Origin of the sequence: Prescottella subtropica, from assembly GCF_005434945.1 — a bacterium.
Classification (GTDB): Bacteria; Actinomycetota; Actinomycetes; order Mycobacteriales; family Mycobacteriaceae; genus Prescottella; species Prescottella subtropica.
In genome coordinates, this window is sequence record NZ_SKCH01000006.1 from 40,812 (window position 1) to 58,289 (window position 17,478).

Here is a 17,478-nt window from a genome sequence, read left to right on the forward strand (position 1 = left end):
TCGAGTGCGGTCCGGTACCTTTTAGATGCGGTGACTCTACCGAGGTGACAGCGCGCGACGACGGGAAGGGACGGACCCGCGGTGCAGGCTTTCGTACTGATCCAGACCGAGGTCGGCAAGGCCGCCGCGGTCGCGGCGGCACTCTCCCGGATTCCCGGTGTCACCTCCGCCGAGGACGTCCTCGGACCGTACGACGTGATCGCCCGCGTCGGCGCGCCCGCCTCGACGGGGGTGTCCGACGTCGTGGACGACATGAAGAAGGTCCGGGGCATCACCCGCATCCTGACCTGCCAGATCGCGGCACCCGCCGCACCGACCGAGAACTGAGATGGCTGAACCGGAACACCCTGCCCCCGCCCCCTCCGAACACGACGGCACCGAGCACGACGACACCGGCACCGCCGAGAAGCGGCACCCGGCGCTGATCGCGACCGCGGTCGCGCTGCCCGTGGCACTCGTCATCGGCATCATCGCCGCCGCCGCGATCGCGAACCGCTCCCCGGCCCTCGAACCGGTCGGACTCGGTCCCGTCGAAGCGCCTGCGGCAACGTCACCGGAGTGCGGCACCCTGATGGCCGAGCTGCCCGAGAATCTCGGCGACTACACCCGCGCCGAATTGCGCGACCCGGCACCCGAGGCGACCGCCGCATGGCAGCAGGCCGAGGGCGACCCCGTCGTGCTGCGCTGCGGTCTGCCGCGGCCGCCCGAGTTCGACCAGGCGGCGGCGCTGAGCGTCGTCGACGGCGTGCAGTGGTTCGAGATCTCCGGCGCCCCGCAGGGCATCGACGCCAGCACGTGGTACGCCGTCGACCGCGGTGTGTACGTCGCGCTCACCGTCCCGAACGGGTCGGGTCCGACGCCGCTGCAGGACGCGTCCGCGGCCGTCGCGCAGGTGCTGCCGGCGCAGCCGCTCGATCCGGCACCCGTACCCGGGTCGTAGGACACCCCCGGGTCCGGGCTCCGGTGGTCTACCGGAGTCCGGTGCCCCGCGCGAGGGCCGTGTCGACGAGCGTCGACACCAGGTCGGCGTACTCGACACCGGCCGCCTGCCACATCCGCGGGAACATCGAGATCGACGTGAACCCGGGCATCGTGTTGATCTCGTTGATCACCGGGCCGTCGGCGGTGACGAAGAAGTCGACGCGGGCCAGGCCCTGGCAGTCGAGTGCCCGGAACGCGCGGACCGCCAGTTCCCGGATCTGCTCGCTGACGTCGTCGTCGAGCTTGGCCGGGACGTCGAACTCGCACACGTCGTCGAGGTACTTGGTGTCGAAGTCGTAGAACGCGGAGTCGTCGCCGTCGGTGTCCGGCATCCGGATCTCGGCGACCACGCTCGCGCGGACGTCGCCGTCGGCGAATTCGAGGACACCGCACTCGACCTCACGGCCGACGATGCCGGACTCCACGATCACCTTCGGGTCGTGTCGGCGCGCCTCCGCGACGGCCTCGTCGAGTCGGGCCCAGTCCGCGACGCGGGTGATGCCGATCGACGACCCGCCGCGGGCCGGCTTGACGAACACCGGCAGCTGCAGCTGCTGCTTCTGCTCCTCGGTGAGCGTCTCGGTGCCGGGGCGCAGCACCACCTGGAAGCCGACGGGCAGCCCCTCGGCGGCCAGCAGTTTCTTGGTGAACTCCTTGTCCATGCCGGCGGCGCTCGCGAGCACACCGGGACCGACGTACGGGATGCCCGCGAGTTCGAGCAGGCCCTGGATGGTGCCGTCCTCCCCGTACGCACCGTGCAGGACGGGGAACACGACATCCACGGATGCCAGGGTCCGGCTCTTCTCGGTCTCGTCGAGCGCGACCAGCGCACCCGCACGGGTGGGGTCCGCAGTCAGCGCCAGTGCCGCCCCGGTCGCGTCGACCGTCGGCATCGAACGGTCCCGGATCGCCAGCGACGCCGGATCGGTGGAGCCGAGAACCCACGCACCGTCCGTCGTGATCCCGACGGGAACGACGTCGTAGCGCTCGGGATCGAGGTTCGTCAGGACACTGCCTGCGGACACACAGGACACCGAATGCTCGTTACTGCGGCCACCGAAGACGACGGCGACCCTGGTACGCGGATTGTTCACGCCCCAAACCGTACCGTTGCGGGGCGCCTGCGACCGAACCGACCGAACACCCCGGACGACGGTCGCCGGTCACTCGGGTCTGACGCGGCGACCCAGCAGCATGCCGACGGCGTCGTGCACGGACATCCCCTCGTGGCACACCCGGTGCACGGCATCGGTGAGCGGCATCTCGACACCGTGCGCGGCGGCGAGTGCCCGCACCGACGTGCAGGACTTGACGCCCTCGGCGACCTGCCCGTTGGTGGCGGCCTGCGCGCTCTCGAGGGATCCGCCGCGGCCGAGTCGTTCCCCGAAGGAGCGGTTGCGGGACAGCGGTGACGTGCACGTCGCGACCAGATCGCCGACCCCGGCGAGGCCTGCGAGGGTCGCCGCGTTGGCACCGAGGGCGACCCCGAGCCGGATGATCTCGGCGAGGCCCCGGGTGATCAGGCTCGCGACGGTGTTCTCACCCAGTCCGATGCCCGACGCCATCCCGCACGCCAGCGCGATCACGTTCTTGCACGCGCCGCCGATCTCGCAGCCGACCACGTCGGTGTTGGTGTACGGACGGAAATATCCTGTGGCACACGACTTCTGGACGGCCATGGCGCGCGCCTCGTCGGTGCACGCCACGACGGTGGCGGCGGGCTGACCGAGGGCGATCTCGCGGGCCAGGTTCGGCCCCGACAGCACCGCGACCCGTGCCGGATCGACCGCGGCGACCTGGGAGATCACCTCACTCATCCGCAGCAGGGTGCCGCTCTCGATGCCCTTGGCCAGGCTCAGCAGCGTCGCGTCCGGGCCGATCGCACCCGACCAGCGTTCGAGATTGCCGCGCAACGACTGTGACGGCACCGCGAGCACCACCAGATCCGCCCCGCCCAGCGCCTCCTCGTGGTCGGCCGTCGCGGTCACCGTGGCGGGCAGCGTGATGCCGGGCAGATAGTCGGGGTTCTCGTGCCGCGCGACGACGGCGTCGGCGATCTCGGCGCGCCGCGCCCACAACGTCACGTCGGTGCCCGCGTCCGCGAGGACCTTCGCGAATGCGGTCCCCCACGAACCAGCCCCCAGCACTGCAGCCTTGCTCACGCCGCCCCTCCGATCCGCTCATGCCGTTCCGCTCCCGGCCGCGCACCGCACCGACCGCTCGCCGAACACGATATCCCGCCGTCGCACCCCGTCGCCGGTCGTGCGGCCCCGACGCGGCGGCTGGCACTATTGCGCGCATGGACGCGGAGCACCGAGCCGGACGGGCGGTACACACGCATGTCCTCGTCGCGGTCAAGGAACTGTGCCTGGCCAAGTCGCGCCTGGCCGAACATCTCGCCCCCGGCGACCGGACCGCGCTGGTGGCGGCGATGCTGCACGACACGCTCACCACGCTCACCGGGGCCGGGTTCGGTGCCGACCCCGGATCGGGGGTGACGGTCGTGAGTCCCGACCCGGCGGTGGCCGCGATCGCCGCCGCACACGGTGTCCGCTATCTGCCGGATCCGTGTCCCGCGGACACCGGGGAGTCCGGTCTCAACACGGCTCTCGCTGCCGCCGCACACGACGTCCTCGTGTGGTCCCCCGCCGCGGATCTGGTGGCGCTGCAGGCCGATCTGCCGGCGCTGTGCGGCCGCGAACTGCTGGATGCGCTCACCTCGGCCCGCCGGGTCGGGCGGGCAATCGTGGTGGACCACACCGGTACCGGCACCGCGGCTCTGTTCGCGTGCGGCCCCGGTCGCCGGCTCGCCCCGCGGTTCGGCACGGGTTCCGCGGCCCGGCACGTCGCCTCCGGTGCGCTCGCCCTGGACGGGGACTGGCCGGGCCTGCGGCAGGACGTGGACACGGTCGCCGATCTGGCCGCGGTCGCTCGCCTCGGTGCGGGTCCCTGCACGCGCGTCGTCCTCGACGGCCTCGCGTGTACGCCGGGTGTCGGGTACTCGCCGCAGCCGTGAACGGCGCGTGATCGATTGTCTCGCCTGGGATTCTCGAGGGATGATCGACACGTGACCAACGGGAGAGCAGTCGAACCACGCACAGACGCCGGGCCGACAGCGGACGACGGTTCCGATGCCGATCGCAGGACCGTGACGGGAGGTCCGCAGTCGCCGCGGATCCCGGCCGCGCCACCGGCCGCGACACCGACCGGCAGCCCCGACGGCGGACTGCCGCCCGATCGTTACCTCAATCGGGAGCTGAGCTGGCTCGACTTCAACTCGCGTGTCCTGACACTCGCGGAGGATGCCTCGCTGCCGCTTCTCGAGCGCGCGAAGTTCCTGGCGATCTTCGCGTCGAACCTCGACGAGTTCTACATGGTGCGCGTCGCCGGACTCAAGCGCCGCGACGAAACCGGGCTGTCCGTCCGCTCGGCCGACGGCCTGTCACCGCGAGAACAGTTGGCGTTGATCGGTGCTCGGACACAGGAGATCGCGGACCGGCATGCGCGGGTGTTCCTCGACGCGGTCCTTCCGGCACTCTCCGGTGAGGGCATTTCGATCATCGGCTGGTCCGATCTCGACACCGCCGAACGCAGCCGACTCTCCGCGCACTTCCACGAGCAGGTGTTCCCGGTCCTGACCCCGCTCGCCGTCGATCCGGCGCACCCGTTCCCCTACATCAGCGGCCTGAGCCTGAACCTGGCGGTGACGGTCAAGGACGCGACCACCGGCGGCGAGCACTTCGCGCGGGTGAAGGTGCCGGACAACGTCGACCGGTTCACGCGGGTCACCCGCACCGCCGGCGCCCCCGGTGCCGTGCCCGCGTTCCTGCCCACCGAGGATCTGATCGCCGCGCACCTCGATGTCCTCTTCCCCGGCATGCAGGTCGTCGAACACCATGCCTTCCGGGTCACCCGCAACGCGGACTTCGAGGTCGAGGAGGACCGGGACGAGGACCTCCTGCAGGCCCTCGAACGCGAACTGGCCCGGCGCCGGTTCGGTTCCCCCGTCCGGCTCGAGGTGGCCGACGACATGACCGAGCACATGCTCGAACTGCTGCTGCGGGAACTCGACGTCGACCCCGGTGACGTCATCCAGGTGCCCGGCCTGCTCGACCTGTCGTGCCTGTGGCAGGTGTACGGTGTGGACCGGCCGAACCTCAAGGACGCCCCGTTCGTTCCCGCGACGCATCCCGCGTTCGGGGAACGGGAGACCCCCAAGAGCGTGTTCTCCACACTGCGCGACGGCGACGTACTGGTGCAGCATCCGTACGACTCGTTCTCGACGAGCGTGCAACGGTTCATCGAGCAGGCCGCCGCCGACCCCCAGGTCCTCGCGATCAAACAGACGCTCTACCGGACGTCGGGCGACTCACCGATCGTCAACGCGCTCGTCGACGCCGCCGAGGCGGGCAAGCAGGTCGTGGCCCTCGTCGAGATCAAGGCCCGCTTCGACGAGCAGGCGAACATCAAGTGGGCGCGCAAGCTCGAGCAGGCCGGCGTCCACGTCGTGTACGGACTCGTCGGACTCAAGACGCATTGCAAGACATGCCTGGTCGTCCGCCGGGAAGGGTCGACGATCCGCCGCTACTGCCACATCGGTACCGGCAACTACAACCCGAAGACCGCACGACTGTACGAGGACGTCGGCCTGCTGACCGCGGCACCGGAGATCGGGGCCGACCTCACGGACCTGTTCAATTCGCTGACCGGCTATTCACGAAAGTCGCAGTACCGCAATCTCCTCGTCGCCCCCTACGGGGTCCGTGGCGGCATCATCGACCGGATCGAGGCCGAGATCGCGCACCGGAAGTCGGGCCGGGAGGCGGGAATCCGACTGAAGGCGAACGCGCTCGTCGACGAACAGGTGATCGACGCCCTCTACCGGGCGTCCCGGGCCGGTGTCCCGGTGCGGATCGTGGTGCGCGGCATCTGCGCACTCAAGCCGGGGGTCCCGGGGCTGAGCGAGAACATCGAGGTCCGCTCGATTCTCGGCCGATTCCTCGAACATTCCCGCATCATGCACTTCCGGGGCACGAACGAGTTCTGGATCGGCAGCGCGGACATGATGCACCGCAACCTCGATCGGCGCGTCGAGGTGATGGCACAGGTCAAGGATCCGCGGCTGACCCGTCAGCTCGACGAGATGTTCGAATCCGCGCTCGATCCGACGACGCGATGCTGGGTGCTGCAGGCCGACAGCAGTTGGCAGGCCTCCCCTGCCCGCGGCGAGAAGGTGCGCGAGCATCAGGAAGAGATGATGCGCCGCCGCCGGGTCAACGGATGACCGCATCGTGGACCGGTACCGGCCGTGGTCGACGGAAGGAACGATTCCTTTGAGTCCCCAGCATCCTCACCCCGACAATCCGACGATCGGTAAACCCGTGAAGGCGAATATCTTCGCAGCAGGGGCCGTGTTGTGGCGGAAGTCTCCATCGAATCCGGACGAGATCGAGATCGCTCTCATCCACCGTCCCCGGTACGACGACTGGTCGTTTCCCAAGGGGAAACTCGACCCCGGTGAAACCTCGATCATTGCGGCGGTGCGGGAGATTCGCGAGGAAACCGGGCTCGACGCGCAATTGGGAAGATATCTGTCGGGTGTGACCTATCCGATACCCGGGCATCGTAAATTGAAAAGGGTCGAATACTGGGCGGCCGAGGCGGTCTCGGGGGAATTCGTCCCCAACGACGAGGTCGACGAGTTGCGCTGGCTGGCCCCGGACGCGGTACCCGAGCAACTCTCGTATCCGATGGACCGGACCATCCTGCGGCGGTTCGCGCAACTACCCGCGGACACGACGACGGTGCTGCTCGTCCGGCATGCGAAGGCCGGCAGCCGCAAGACGTACAGCGGCGACGACACCCTCCGCCCCCTCGAGACCAAGGGTCAGCTCCAGGCGGAAGCCCTTGTCCCCCAGCTACACGCGTTCGGGGCGAGTGACATCACGTCCGCCGACCGCACCCGTTGCGTCGAGACCGTCGACCCCCTCGCCGCGACGATCGGGGTCCCGGTACGGATCGAACCGCTGCTGTCGGAAGAGGGGTATGCCGCCGACCCGGCCGCGGCCCACGCGCGTGTCCTCGAGATCGCCGCGCTCGGCGGCGTGCAGGTGATCTCCAGTCAGGGCGGCGTCATCCCCGATCTCCTGCAGTGGTGGGCCGATCGCGACGGTGTCGCCCTGCCGCCGGCCCGGAACCGCAAGGCCAGCGTGTGGGTCCTGTCGCTGTCGGATGGCCGACTCGTCGCGGCCGATCACCTCGACAGCCCGCTGCCCGTCGTGCGCACCGCGCACTAGAACATTCGCTCTCCGAACACGACTCGGCGGCCACGGGAGAACCCGTGGCCGCCGAGTCGGTTACGGAGTATTCCGTTCGACGCGAACGCCGCAGCGCCTGTTCACACAGGAATCACTTGCGGGCGGTGCGCTTCGCTGGAGCCTTCTTCGCTGCGGTCTTCTTGGCCGCGGTCTTGGCCGGAGCCTTGACCGCCGCCTTCTTGGCGACCGTCTTCTTGGCGACGGTCTTGGCCGGAGCCTTGACCGCAGTCTTCTTCGCGACCGTCTTCTTGGCGACCGTCTTGGCCGGAGCCTTGACCGCGGTCTTCTTGGCGACCGTCTTGGCCGGAGCCTTGACCGCAGTCTTCTTCGCGACCGTCTTCTTGGCGACCGTCTTGGCCGGAGCCTTGACCGCGGTCTTCTTGGCGACCGTCTTGGCCGGAGCCTTGACCGCGGTCTTCTTGGCGACCGTCTTGGCCGGAGCCTTGACCGCGGTCTTCTTGGCGACCGTCTTCTTGGCTGCGGTCTTCTTGGCTGCGGTCTTCTTGGCGGCAGCCTTCTTCACGGGCTCGGCGGCACCGCGCTTGACGGCCGGGCCGCTGGACGGAAGCTTCTGTCCACCCGCGATGAGCGACTTGAACTGAGCACCCGGGCGGAACGCCGGCACCGACGTCGGCTTGACCTTGACGGTCTCGCCCGTCCGCGGGTTACGTGCGACACGAGCAGCGCGGCGACGCTGCTCGAAGACGCCGAACCCGGTGATGGTGACGCTCTCACCCGCATGGACCGCACGCACGATGGTGTCGACGACGTGCTCGACAGCATCGCTGGCAGTGCGCCTGTCCGTGCCCAATTTCTCGGTCAGAACATCGATGAGCTCTGCCTTGTTCATGGAAATTCCTCCGAAAACTTGTGGCCCACCGTCGGACCGACTACGAACTACGGTAAACCCGAAATCGGCAAGAGTCTATGTGCCACGGTGATTCTCACCAAACGCGGCCCCCCGATCCGAGAGGGATCGAGGGGCCGCGTCAGCTGTCCGATTGCGTCAATTGTCGTCCGCGACTCGGGCGGGCAGAGTCGCAGGTTTCCATGACGGCCTTGACTTTTCGAACTCCGAAATCGCGTCTACCTGGCGCAACGTCAGGCCGATGTCGTCGAGCCCTTCGAGCAGCCGCCACCTCGTGTAGTCGTCAATAGTGAAGCGCACCACCATGGTTCCGGCGGTCACCGTCTTGTCCTCGAGATTGACCACCAGTTCGAGTCCCGGCTGCTCGTCGAGCAGCTTCCACAGCGTCTCGACGTCGGACTGCTCGACCTGCGCGGCGAGCAGTCCGGCCTTGCCGGCGTTGCCGCGGAAGATGTCCGCGAAGCGCGACGCGATGACGACGCGGAAACCGTAGTCCGACAGCGCCCACACTGCGTGCTCGCGCGACGAACCCGTACCGAAATCCGGGCCCGCCACCAGAACCGAACCCCGGTCGTACGGGGCGACGTTGAGGATGAACTCCGGATCGGAGCGCCATCCGGCGAAGAGTCCGTCCTCGAAACCGCTGCGGGTCACACGCTTCAGGTAGACCGCCGGAATGATCTGATCCGTGTCCACGTTGGAGCGGCGCAGCGGAACACCGATTCCCTTGTGAGTGGTAAAGGCTTCCATCGTTGTTCTCCTAGTTCCCTTGCGCCCTATGCCAGATCTGCCGGTGCAGCCAGCGTGCCGCGGATAGCGGTCGCCGCCGCGACGGCCGGGGAGACGAGGTGGGTGCGTCCACCCTTTCCTTGGCGGCCTTCGAAATTGCGGTTGGACGTCGATGCCGACCGCTCACCGGGTGCGAGCTGGTCGGGGTTCATGCCGAGGCACATCGAGCAACCCGCCTGACGCCATTCGGCCCCCGCGGTGGTGAAGATCTCACCGAGACCCTCCTCCTCCGCCTGTGCCCGCACCCGCATCGAACCCGGCACGATCAGCATCCGTACACCGTCGGCGACGCGTCGGCCCTTCAGGACGTCGGCCACCGCGCGCAGATCCTCGATCCGGCCGTTCGTGCAGGAACCGACGAACACGGTGTCGACGGCGATCTCCCGCAGAGGGGTGCCCGCCTCCAATCCCATGTACGCCAATGCCTTCTCCGCCGCGAACCGTTCGCTCTCGTCCACGATGTCGGCCGGGTTCGGCACCGCGGCCCCCAGCGGCGCGCCCTGCCCCGGGTTGGTGCCCCACGTCACGAACGGCGTCAGCGACGCACCGTCGATACGGACCTCGGCGTCGAACACCGCATCGTCGTCCGTCTTCAACTGCTCCCACGCGGCGACCGCGGCATCCCAGTCGGCACCCTGCGGCGCGTGCGGGCGACCCTGGACGAACTCGTAGGTGATCTCGTCCGGCGCGATCATGCCGGCGCGGGCACCCGCCTCGATCGACATGTTGCAGATCGTCATCCGCGATTCCATCGACAGCTTCCGGATGGCCTCACCGCGGTACTCGATGACGTAACCCTGCCCGCCGCCGGTGCCGATCTTCGCGATGACCGCGAGGATGAGGTCCTTGCTCGTGACGTCGGGCGCCAGTTCGCCGTCGACGGTGACGGCCATCGTCCTGAACGGCCGCAGCGACAGCGTCTGCGTCGCCATCACGTGCTCGACCTCGCTGGTGCCGATTCCCATTGCGAGGGCACCGAAAGCACCGTGGGTGGACGTGTGGCTGTCACCGCAGACGACGGTCATGCCCGGCTGGGTGAGACCCAACTGCGGGCCGACGACGTGGACGATGCCCTGATCCAGGTCGCCCATCGGGTGCAGGCGCACCCCGAACTCCTCGCAGTTGCGTCGCAGGGTGTCGACCTGCATGCGCGAGACGAGGTCCGCGATCGGCCGGTCGATGTCGACGGTGGGGACGTTGTGGTCCTCGGTGGCGATCGTCAGGTCGGGGCGGCGCAGCGTCCGGCCGGCGAGCCGCAGCCCGTCGAACGCCTGCGGGCTGGTGACCTCGTGGACGAGGTGCAGATCGATGTAGATCAGGTCGGGCTGACGCGCCGAGCCCTCTCCCTCGCCGCGCACGACCACGTGCTCGTCCCACACCTTCTCGGCCAGTGTGCGTCCTCTGTGAGCCATCTTCTCCACCTCTGCAATCTCGATGCCGCGCCGCGGGAATCCAGGGCTGACCCGTGTCGCGTGATGTGCCGGCCCCTCCGCGACGCCCATCGGCTATGATCCCAATATGCGAGAACGGAGTATCGACCTATGAGACAGCATAGCGGCATCGGGGTACTCGACAAAGCAATGGGCGTGCTGCACGCCGTGGCCGAACAGCCCTGCAGCCTCACCGAACTGTGCACCCGGACCGGCCTGCCCCGAGCCACCGCGCACCGGCTCGCGGTCGGCCTCGAGGTCCACCGCCTCCTCGCCCGCGACACCGACGGACTGTGGCGCCCCGGACCCGGCCTCGCCGAACTCGCCGCGAAGGCCACCGACACCCTCGTCGACGCGGCAGCACTCGTCCTCCCCCGCCTGCGCGACATCACCGGCGAGAGCGTCCAGCTGTACCGCCGCGAGGGCATCCAGCGGGTGTGCGTCGCCTCGGTGGAACCGCCGGCGGGCCTGCGCGACACCGTCCCGGTGGGCGCCCGCCTGCCCATGACGGCCGGCTCGGGTGCGAAGGTCCTCCTCGCGTGGGCCGACCCGCAGTTGCAGCGCAGCATTCTCCCCGAGGCCGCGTACGGCGACCGCGTGCTGGCCGAGGTCCGCCGGCGCGGATGGGCGCAGAGCGCCGCCGAACGCGAGGCCGGGGTGGCGAGCGTCGCCGCACCGGTCCGTGATGCGGCCGGGACCGTCGTCGCCGCGATCTCGGTGTCGGGGCCGATCGACCGGATGGGGCGACGGCCGGGCGCCCGCTGGGCCGCCGATCTCCTCGCCGCGGCGGAAGCCCTCCACAAGCGACTCTGACGGCACTCCCCGAGCGTCCGCAATGCATATTGCGGACCCCACTCGGCGATCGGAAACGTGATTCGTGGCACAGTCGTGCACGAGAACGAATTCCAGCCGAGTGGAGGTAGTGCCGTGGGGACGAATCAGCGTGGTCAGATCACGATGACCGACGCCGAGATCACCGAGTTCGTCGAACGCAGCCGGGTGTCGACGATGGCGACGGTGGGGGCGAACGGCACGCCGCACCTGGTTGCCATGTGGTATGCGGTGATCGACGGGGAACTGTGGTTCGAGACGAAGGCCAAGTCGCAGAAGGCGGTCAACCTGCGCCGCGACGACCGGATCACCATGATGATCGAGGACGGCGACACCTACGACACCCTGCGCGGCGTGTCGATCGAGGGCCGCGCCGAAATCATCGACGACCCCGAGGCCCTGTTCAAGGTCGGGATCAGCATCTGGGAGCGCTACACCGGGCCGTACTCCGAGGACGTGAAGCCGGCCGTCGAGATGATGCTGCACAAGCGGGTCGCCGTGCGGATCGTCCCCGACCGTGTCCGGTCGTGGGATCACCGCAAGCTCGGGCTGCCCGCGATGCCGGTCGGCGGCTCCACCGCCGCGTTCCTGCACTCGTAATTCACGCGACGTGCTCCCCCGCTCGGCGGTACATTTCCCACGTACCGACGAGCGGAGGAGGACGACGTGACCGACCCCGGAACCGACGACATCAAGCGCAAGTTCCGCGAGGTGCTGGACCGCAAGAATCACCAGCACTCGAATCCGACCACGCACCTGGACGGGCAGTCGAAGGTGCACGACGCCCACGGCAGCGCCGACCACAAGCGGGAGTTCCGCCGCAAGAGCGGATAGGGGCACACGACAGAAAAACACCCTCCGGCCAGATGACCGGAGGGTGTTTCGTTGTAGCCCCGACGGGATTCGAACCCGCGCTACCGCCTTGAGAGGGCGGCGTCCTAGGCCGCTAGACGACGGGGCCAAGACACTGTGTTCGATACGACGTTGGTAGCCCCGACGGGATTCGAACCCGCGCTACCGCCTTGAGAGGGCGGCGTCCTAGGCCGCTAGACGACGGGGCCGAGAACGTGCATCGAAACACGCTATGACTGCTCGACCCGTTCGGGCCTCGACAGTGTCTGTACTCCAGAACCGTGCGAACACGAGACTGCAGAAGCTGGGGTACCAGGACTCGAACCTAGAATGGCTGAACCAGAATCAGCTGTGTTGCCAATTACACCATACCCCAATGGTCTGTTTCGGGGGCCTGCCCTGCGGGCGTTGCGGCCTCCGTTCCGAACCGAGAGAAACATTAGCATCAACCCCGCATCGAACTACAAATCGGCAGGTCAGAGGCGGTAAATCAGGCGTAGGACGGCATCGGCCCGCCCCCGGAAACGGGGGCGGGCCGATGCCGCACAGCGGATCGGGGCGATCAGGCGATCTGTGCCCGCGCCGACCGCAGACGGGCCAGCGTCGTGTCCCGGCCCAGCAGTTCCATCGACTCGTACAGCGGCGGGCTGATGTGCGACCCGGTCAGCGCCACCCGCACCGGCGCGAACGCCTTGCGCGGCTTGAGCTCGAGCTTCTCGATCAGCGCGTCCTTGAGCGCCTCCTCGAGGTCCGCCGTCGCCCACTCCGGCAGCGCGTCGAGGGCCGAGATCGTCGCGTCGAGCACCGGCGCCGCGTCACCACCGAGATTCTTGGCGGCCGCGGCGGGATCGATCGCGAAATCGGCCTCGGCGACGAACAGGAACTTCAGCAGATCCCACGCGTCCGACAGCACGACGATGCGGGTCTGCACCAGTTCGGCGGCGACGTCGAACTGCTCCGGGGTCAATGCGTCGACCGGGTGCCCGTGCGTGGTCAGGTACGCGCGCAGGCGCGCCGAGAAGTCCGCCGGCTCGAGCAGGCGGATGTGCTCGGCGTTGATGGCGTCGGCCTTCTTCTGATCGAATCGTGCCGGATTCGAGTTCACCGTGGTGACGTCGAACGCGGCGACCATCTCGTCGAGCGAGAAGACGTCCCGGTCGTCGGCGATGCTCCAGCCCAGCAGCGCCAGGTAGTTGAGCAGGCCCTCGGGAATGAAGCCGCGATCGCGGTGGATGAACAGGTTCGACTCGGGGTCGCGCTTGGACAGCTTCTTGTTGCCCTGCCCCATCACGAACGGCAGGTGACCGAACTCGGGGGTGAACTCGGCGACACCGATGCGCTGCAGCGCCTCGTACAGGGCCAGCTGCCGCGGCGTCGACGACAGCAGGTCCTCCCCGCGCAGCACGTGGGTGATCCTCATCATCGCGTCGTCGACCGGGTTGACCAACGTGTACAGCGGGATGCCGTTGCCGCGGGTGAGCGCGTAGTCCGGCACGGTGCCGGCCTTGAACGTCGTCTCACCGCGCACCAGGTCCGTCCACGCCAGATCGTGGTCGGGCATCCGCAGCCGCACGACGGGCTTGCGGCCCTCGTCCAGGTACGCCTGGATCTGCTCGGGGGTCAGGTCCCGATCGAAGTTGTCGTAGCCGAGCTTGGGGTCGCGTCCGGCCGCCTTGTGCCGGGCCTCGACCTCCTCCGGCGTCGAGAACGACTCGTACGCCTCCCCCGCCTCGAGTAGACGCCGCACGACGTCGAGGTGGAGATCCCGGCGCTGCGACTGCCGGTACGGCTCGTACGGGCCGCCGACCTCCGGGCCCTCGTCCCAGTTCAGGCCCAGCCAGCGCAGCGCGTCCAGGATCGCCTGGTACGACTCCTCCGAGTCACGGGCGGCGTCGGTGTCCTCGATCCGGAACACGAGCGTGCCGCCGTGGTGACGGGCGAACGCCCAGTTGAACAGGGCGGTCCGGACGAGCCCGACGTGCGGGGTCCCGGTGGGTGACGGACAGAAACGGACGCGTACTTCGCTGGTGGTCATGGCTCACTTCGGAGTAACGCTGCCGGAACGCACCAAGACACTCCCGGGCAGCGGTCGGGTACGGGAACGAACCCTTACAGGCTAGTCCCGTACCCGCGCGCAGCGATACCGGATCAGCGCTTGGCGGCAACCGGATTGGTGAGCGTCCCGATGCCCTCGACCGTGACGCTGACGGTCTGCCCGTCCACGATCGGACCCACACCCTCGGGGGTGCCGGTGAGGATGACGTCGCCCGGCAGCAGCGTCATGACCGTCGACACCCACTCGATGATCTTCGGGATGTCGTGCAGCAGAAGCGAAGTGCGGCTGCGCTGCTTGACCTCGCCGTCGACATCGGTCGTCACCTCGAGGTCGGAGGCGTCCAGCTTCGTCTCGATCCACGGGCCGAGCGGGCAGAACGTGTCGTAGCCCTTGCCGCGGGTCCACTGCCCGTCGTGCCGCTGCTGATCGCGTGCCGTGACGTCGTTCGCGACGGTGTACCCGAGGATCACCTCGTGGGCCTTCGCGGCCGGCACGTCCTTGCACGGGCGGCCGATGACGACGGCCAGTTCACCCTCGTAGTGCACCTCGTTCGACGACGGCGGCAGCACGATCGGGGCTCCGGGACCGGCGATCGACGTGTTGGGCTTGAGGAAGATGACCGGATCCTCCGGAGCCTCCCCGCCCATCTCCGCGGCGTGCGCCGCGTAGTTCTTGCCGACGCAGATCACCTTGCTCGCGAGGATCGGGGCGAGCAGTCGGACGTCGGCGAGCGGCCAGCTGCGGCCGGTGAAAGTCGGTGTACCGAAGGGATGTTCGGCGATCTCCTTCGCGATCCGCGCATCCCCCTCTCCTTCGATCGACACGAAGGCAACTCCGTCGGGACTGGCGATTCGACCTAGGCGCATGCGCCGAGTCTATCGAGTGTGCGAGCCCCACCCGTCCATACCCGGCGCGCGATCGGCCACGAAGGGTCTACACTCCGAAACATATTCACTATGTAGGACGATTGTTTCATATTATGAGATAGAGGTGGGCGGAATGACATCCACGGACACGACGGCCGGCGCCGCACGCCGGTGGACGATGCTGGGCCTGGGTGTCCTCGCCCAGGCCGCGGGGGCGACGTTCGCGAACACGCCGGCGTTCCTGCTACCCGTGCTCGGATCCGACCACGGACTGGAACTGTCACGGGCCGGGCTGATCGTGGCCGCACCGACGGTCGGGTTCCTCGTCAGCCTCATGGCGTGGGGCGCGGTCGTCGACCGCATCGGTGAACGCCGGGTGCTCGTGCTCGGGATGACACTGACGGCGGCCGCGACCGTCGGCGCCGCCGTCGCGGACTCCCTCGTCGTGACCGGACTGTTCCTACTGGCCGGCGGCACGACCGCCTCCAGCGCCAACGCCGCCAGCGGACGGGTCGTCGTCGGATGGTTCCCGCCGCACCGCCGCGGACTCGCGATGGGGATCCGGCAGATGGCGCTGCCACTCGGTGTCGCGTTCTCCGCCCTGACCGTGCCGCGTATCGCCGAAACCCACGGTGTCGGTTGGGCTTTGACCCTCCCCGCCACCGTGACGGTCGTGGCCGCGGTCGCATGCCTGTTCGTGCTCGATCCACCCCGCCCGGACCGGACGGCGGCCGCACAGTCCGGACTGCTGGACAACCCGTACCGGTCGTCGAGTGTCCTGTGGCGCATCCACGGCGTCTCGGTGCTGCTCGTGGTGCCGCAGTATCTGGTGTGGACGTTCGCGCTGGTATGGCTGATGTCGGACCGACACTGGTCCGCGGCGTCGGCGGGACTGCTCGTCACCGTCACCCAGTTGCTCGGTGCGGCAGGACGTATCGCGGCCGGCGCGCTGTCCGACCGGGTGGGCAGTCGGATGCGTCCGCTGCGCTGGGTCGCGATCGCGGCGGCCCTGTCGATGGGGGCACTGGCGTGGACGGACGCGCTCGACTCACCGGCGTCTGTGGTGCTGCTGGTGCTGGCGTCGGTGATCACGGTGGCGGACAACGGATTGGCGTTCACCGCGGTCGCCGAGATCGCCGGACCGTACTGGAGCGGACGCGCGCTCGGCGCGCAGAACACGAGCCAGTATCTGGCGGCGTCGCTGGTGCCGCCGGTGTTCGGCGGCCTGATCGCCGCCGTGAGCTTCCCGGTCGCGTTCGCGGTCACCGCACTGTTCCCGCTCGTGGCGGTGCCCCTGGTGCCCGAGGATCACCCCGAACGCCACTGACCCGCCGCCGGTACGGCCGTGGCCGCCACCCGGATCCGGGTGGCGGCCACGTCGTTCGAGAGTGTGAGGCTGCTAGACGGCAGCCGCGATCCGGTCGCCGACCTCGGCGGTGACGATCGGGGCGTCACCGCGCGACGCCAGATCGGCCTCGACGGCCGCTTCGATACGCGCGGCGTCGTCGCCGCGGCCCAGGTGCCGCAGCAGCATCGCGGCCGACAGGATCGCCGCGGTCGGATCCGCGATGCCCTGACCCGCGATGTCGGGGGCCGACCCGTGGACCGGCTCGAACATCGACGGGTTGGTGCCCGATGCGTCGATGTTGGCCGACGCCGCCAGGCCGATACCGCCGGTGACCGCACCCGCGAGGTCGGTGATGATGTCGCCGAACAGGTTGTCGGTGACGATCACGTCGAAACGGGCCGGGTCGGTGACCATGTAGATGGTGGCCGCGTCGATGTGGCAGTATGCGGTCTCGACGTCCGGGTACTCGGCGCCGACGGTCTCCATCGCGCGGGTCCAGATGCGTCCGGCGTTGGACAGGACGTTGGTCTTGTGGATCAGCGTCAGATGCTTGCGGCGGGTCTGTGCCAGCTCGTAGGCGGCGCGGACGACACGCTCGGCGCCGAACCACGTGTTGACCGACACCTCGGTCGCGACCTCGTGCGGGGTGCCGACACGGATCGAGCCGCCGTTGCCGGTGTACGGGCCCTCGGTGCCCTCGCGGACCACGACGAAGTCGATGTCCGGGTTCGCGGCCAGCGGCGAGCTCGACTCCGGGTACGTGCGGGCCGGGCGCAGGTTCACGTGGTGGTCGAGCAGGAAGCGCATGTTCAGCAGCAGACCACGCTCGAGGATGCCCGGCGCCACGTAGCGCGGGTCGCCGATCGCGCCGAGGAGGATCGCGTCGTGCTGACGGATCTGCGCGAGTTCGGCGTCGGGCAGCAGGTCGCCGGTCTCGTTGTACCGCTTGGCACCGAGGTCGAATTCGGTGGTCTCGACGTCGGGAACCAGCTTCCGCAGGACCTTCAGCGCTTCCGCGGTGACCTCGACACCGATGCCGTCACCGGGAATGACCGCAAGCTTCATGAACACACTCTCTTCCTCGTGGACCGGCCGCGAACACGGAACCGGTGAATTCGACTGTGGCCGCGACTGTTTCGC

Annotated in this window: 17 protein-coding genes and 3 tRNA genes; 9 read left to right on the top strand and 11 right to left on the bottom strand. The window is 68.7% G+C overall.

From position 1 onward, the window contains the following. The first annotated feature begins 81 nt into the window (after positions 1 to 81). Positions 82 to 327 carry an Lrp/AsnC ligand binding domain-containing protein gene (locus E0497_RS08085; protein ID WP_137724286.1) on the top strand — a complete coding sequence of 82 codons (246 nt, stop codon included), beginning with the start codon at positions 82 to 84 and terminating at the stop codon, positions 325 to 327. Position 328: 1 nt separating this feature from the next. Beyond that, the gene (locus E0497_RS08090) at positions 329 to 940 is read left to right on the top strand and encodes a DUF3515 domain-containing protein (RefSeq protein WP_137724287.1); all 612 of its coding nucleotides are present in this window, start codon (positions 329 to 331) and stop codon (positions 938 to 940) included. 28 nt (positions 941 to 968) lie between these two features. Here E0497_RS08090 and E0497_RS08095 read toward each other — a convergent pair whose 3' ends face one another. Then, positions 969 to 2,075 carry a D-alanine--D-alanine ligase family protein gene (locus tag E0497_RS08095; RefSeq protein ID WP_137724288.1) on the bottom strand — a complete coding sequence of 369 codons (1,107 nt, stop codon included), beginning with the start codon at positions 2,073 to 2,075 and terminating at the stop codon, positions 969 to 971. Positions 2,076 to 2,144: 69 nt separating this feature from the next. Further along, entirely contained in the window at positions 2,145 to 3,143 is a 999-nt protein-coding gene (locus tag E0497_RS08100) for an NAD(P)H-dependent glycerol-3-phosphate dehydrogenase (RefSeq protein WP_137724289.1), read from the bottom strand. Positions 3,144 to 3,280: 137 nt separating this feature from the next. On the opposite strand from E0497_RS08100, the gene cofC reads away from it, so the two are divergent. From cofC to E0497_RS08115, 3 genes are all read left to right on the top strand, one after another. Next, positions 3,281 to 3,997 (top strand): 2-phospho-L-lactate guanylyltransferase, encoded by a 717-nt coding sequence (cofC, locus tag E0497_RS08105; RefSeq protein WP_137724290.1) that lies wholly within the window; start codon positions 3,281 to 3,283, stop codon positions 3,995 to 3,997. A 51-nt stretch (positions 3,998 to 4,048) separates the two neighbouring features. Continuing rightward, a complete protein-coding gene (locus E0497_RS08110) occupies positions 4,049 to 6,265 on the top strand; it encodes an RNA degradosome polyphosphate kinase (RefSeq protein WP_137724291.1) in 2,217 nt (738 codons plus the stop codon). A 97-nt stretch (positions 6,266 to 6,362) separates the two neighbouring features. Continuing rightward, positions 6,363 to 7,277, top strand: coding sequence for an NUDIX hydrolase (locus tag E0497_RS08115; protein WP_241665789.1), 915 nt, complete (start codon positions 6,363 to 6,365; stop codon positions 7,275 to 7,277). Between the two features lie 112 nt (positions 7,278 to 7,389). On the opposite strand, the gene E0497_RS08120 is transcribed toward E0497_RS08115, so the two are convergent. From E0497_RS08120 to leuC, 3 genes are all read right to left on the bottom strand, one after another. Then, positions 7,390 to 8,148, bottom strand: a complete 759-nt coding sequence (locus E0497_RS08120; RefSeq protein WP_137724292.1) for an HU family DNA-binding protein — start codon at positions 8,146 to 8,148, stop codon at positions 7,390 to 7,392. A 156-nt stretch (positions 8,149 to 8,304) separates the two neighbouring features. Then, positions 8,305 to 8,916 (bottom strand): 3-isopropylmalate dehydratase small subunit, encoded by a 612-nt coding sequence (gene leuD, locus E0497_RS08125; protein ID WP_137724293.1) that lies wholly within the window; start codon positions 8,914 to 8,916, stop codon positions 8,305 to 8,307. A 26-nt stretch (positions 8,917 to 8,942) separates the two neighbouring features. Beyond that, entirely contained in the window at positions 8,943 to 10,376 is a 1,434-nt protein-coding gene (gene leuC, locus E0497_RS08130; RefSeq protein WP_170312907.1) for a 3-isopropylmalate dehydratase large subunit, read from the bottom strand. A gap of 120 nt (positions 10,377 to 10,496) precedes the next feature. Here leuC and E0497_RS08135 point away from each other — a divergent pair, with 120 nt between their 5' ends. From E0497_RS08135 to E0497_RS20415, 3 genes are all read left to right on the top strand, one after another. Further along, on the top strand, positions 10,497 to 11,198 hold the full coding sequence (locus E0497_RS08135; RefSeq protein WP_137724295.1) for an IclR family transcriptional regulator: 702 nt from the start codon (positions 10,497 to 10,499) through the stop codon (positions 11,196 to 11,198). Positions 11,199 to 11,312: 114 nt separating this feature from the next. After that, a complete protein-coding gene (locus E0497_RS08140) occupies positions 11,313 to 11,816 on the top strand; it encodes a pyridoxamine 5'-phosphate oxidase family protein (protein WP_137724296.1) in 504 nt (167 codons plus the stop codon). A 66-nt stretch (positions 11,817 to 11,882) separates the two neighbouring features. After that, entirely contained in the window at positions 11,883 to 12,050 is a 168-nt protein-coding gene (locus tag E0497_RS20415) for a DUF5302 domain-containing protein (RefSeq protein ID WP_161987399.1), read from the top strand. A 54-nt stretch (positions 12,051 to 12,104) separates the two neighbouring features. Here the strand turns inward: E0497_RS20415 and E0497_RS08145 are convergent. The 5 genes from E0497_RS08145 to E0497_RS08165 all read right to left on the bottom strand — a co-directional run bounded on the left by E0497_RS08145 (position 12,105) and on the right by E0497_RS08165 (position 14,990). After that, positions 12,105 to 12,177, bottom strand: a tRNA-Glu gene (locus tag E0497_RS08145). 24 nt (positions 12,178 to 12,201) lie between these two features. Continuing rightward, positions 12,202 to 12,277, bottom strand: a tRNA-Glu gene (locus E0497_RS08150). Positions 12,278 to 12,372: 95 nt separating this feature from the next. After that, positions 12,373 to 12,444, bottom strand: a tRNA-Gln gene (locus E0497_RS08155). A gap of 186 nt (positions 12,445 to 12,630) precedes the next feature. Next, positions 12,631 to 14,103: a glutamate--tRNA ligase gene (gltX, locus tag E0497_RS08160; RefSeq protein WP_137724297.1), complete on the bottom strand. Its 1,473-nt coding sequence runs from the start codon at positions 14,101 to 14,103 to the stop codon at positions 12,631 to 12,633. Positions 14,104 to 14,216: 113 nt separating this feature from the next. Then, entirely contained in the window at positions 14,217 to 14,990 is a 774-nt protein-coding gene (locus E0497_RS08165) for a fumarylacetoacetate hydrolase family protein (protein ID WP_137724298.1), read from the bottom strand. A 133-nt stretch (positions 14,991 to 15,123) separates the two neighbouring features. On the opposite strand from E0497_RS08165, the gene E0497_RS08170 reads away from it, so the two are divergent. Beyond that, positions 15,124 to 16,317, top strand: coding sequence for an MFS transporter (locus E0497_RS08170; RefSeq protein ID WP_170312908.1), 1,194 nt, complete (start codon positions 15,124 to 15,126; stop codon positions 16,315 to 16,317). A 72-nt stretch (positions 16,318 to 16,389) separates the two neighbouring features. Here E0497_RS08170 and E0497_RS08175 read toward each other — a convergent pair whose 3' ends face one another. Further along, positions 16,390 to 17,403 carry a 3-isopropylmalate dehydrogenase gene (locus E0497_RS08175; RefSeq protein WP_137724299.1) on the bottom strand — a complete coding sequence of 338 codons (1,014 nt, stop codon included), beginning with the start codon at positions 17,401 to 17,403 and terminating at the stop codon, positions 16,390 to 16,392. Between the last annotated feature and the right edge of the window lie 75 nt (positions 17,404 to 17,478).

What these genes read in the sequence shown, in the direction of transcription:
- E0497_RS08090 (WP_137724287.1), top strand. Translation starts at nt 329, where the DNA reads ATGGCTGAACCGGAACACCCTGCCCCCGCCCCCTCCGAACACGACGGC.
- cofC (WP_137724290.1), top strand. Translation starts at nt 3,281, where the DNA reads ATGGACGCGGAGCACCGAGCCGGACGGGCGGTACACACGCATGTCCTC.
- E0497_RS08120 (WP_137724292.1), bottom strand. Translation starts at nt 8,148, where the DNA reads ATGAACAAGGCAGAGCTCATCGATGTTCTGACCGAGAAATTGGGCACG.
- leuD (WP_137724293.1), bottom strand. Translation starts at nt 8,916, where the DNA reads ATGGAAGCCTTTACCACTCACAAGGGAATCGGTGTTCCGCTGCGCCGC.
- E0497_RS08135 (WP_137724295.1), top strand. Translation starts at nt 10,497, where the DNA reads ATGAGACAGCATAGCGGCATCGGGGTACTCGACAAAGCAATGGGCGTG.
- gltX (WP_137724297.1), bottom strand. Translation starts at nt 14,103, where the DNA reads ATGACCACCAGCGAAGTACGCGTCCGTTTCTGTCCGTCACCCACCGGG.
- E0497_RS08165 (WP_137724298.1), bottom strand. Translation starts at nt 14,990, where the DNA reads ATGCGCCTAGGTCGAATCGCCAGTCCCGACGGAGTTGCCTTCGTGTCG.
- E0497_RS08170 (WP_170312908.1), top strand. Translation starts at nt 15,124, where the DNA reads ATGACATCCACGGACACGACGGCCGGCGCCGCACGCCGGTGGACGATG.
- E0497_RS08175 (WP_137724299.1), bottom strand. Translation starts at nt 17,403, where the DNA reads ATGAAGCTTGCGGTCATTCCCGGTGACGGCATCGGTGTCGAGGTCACC.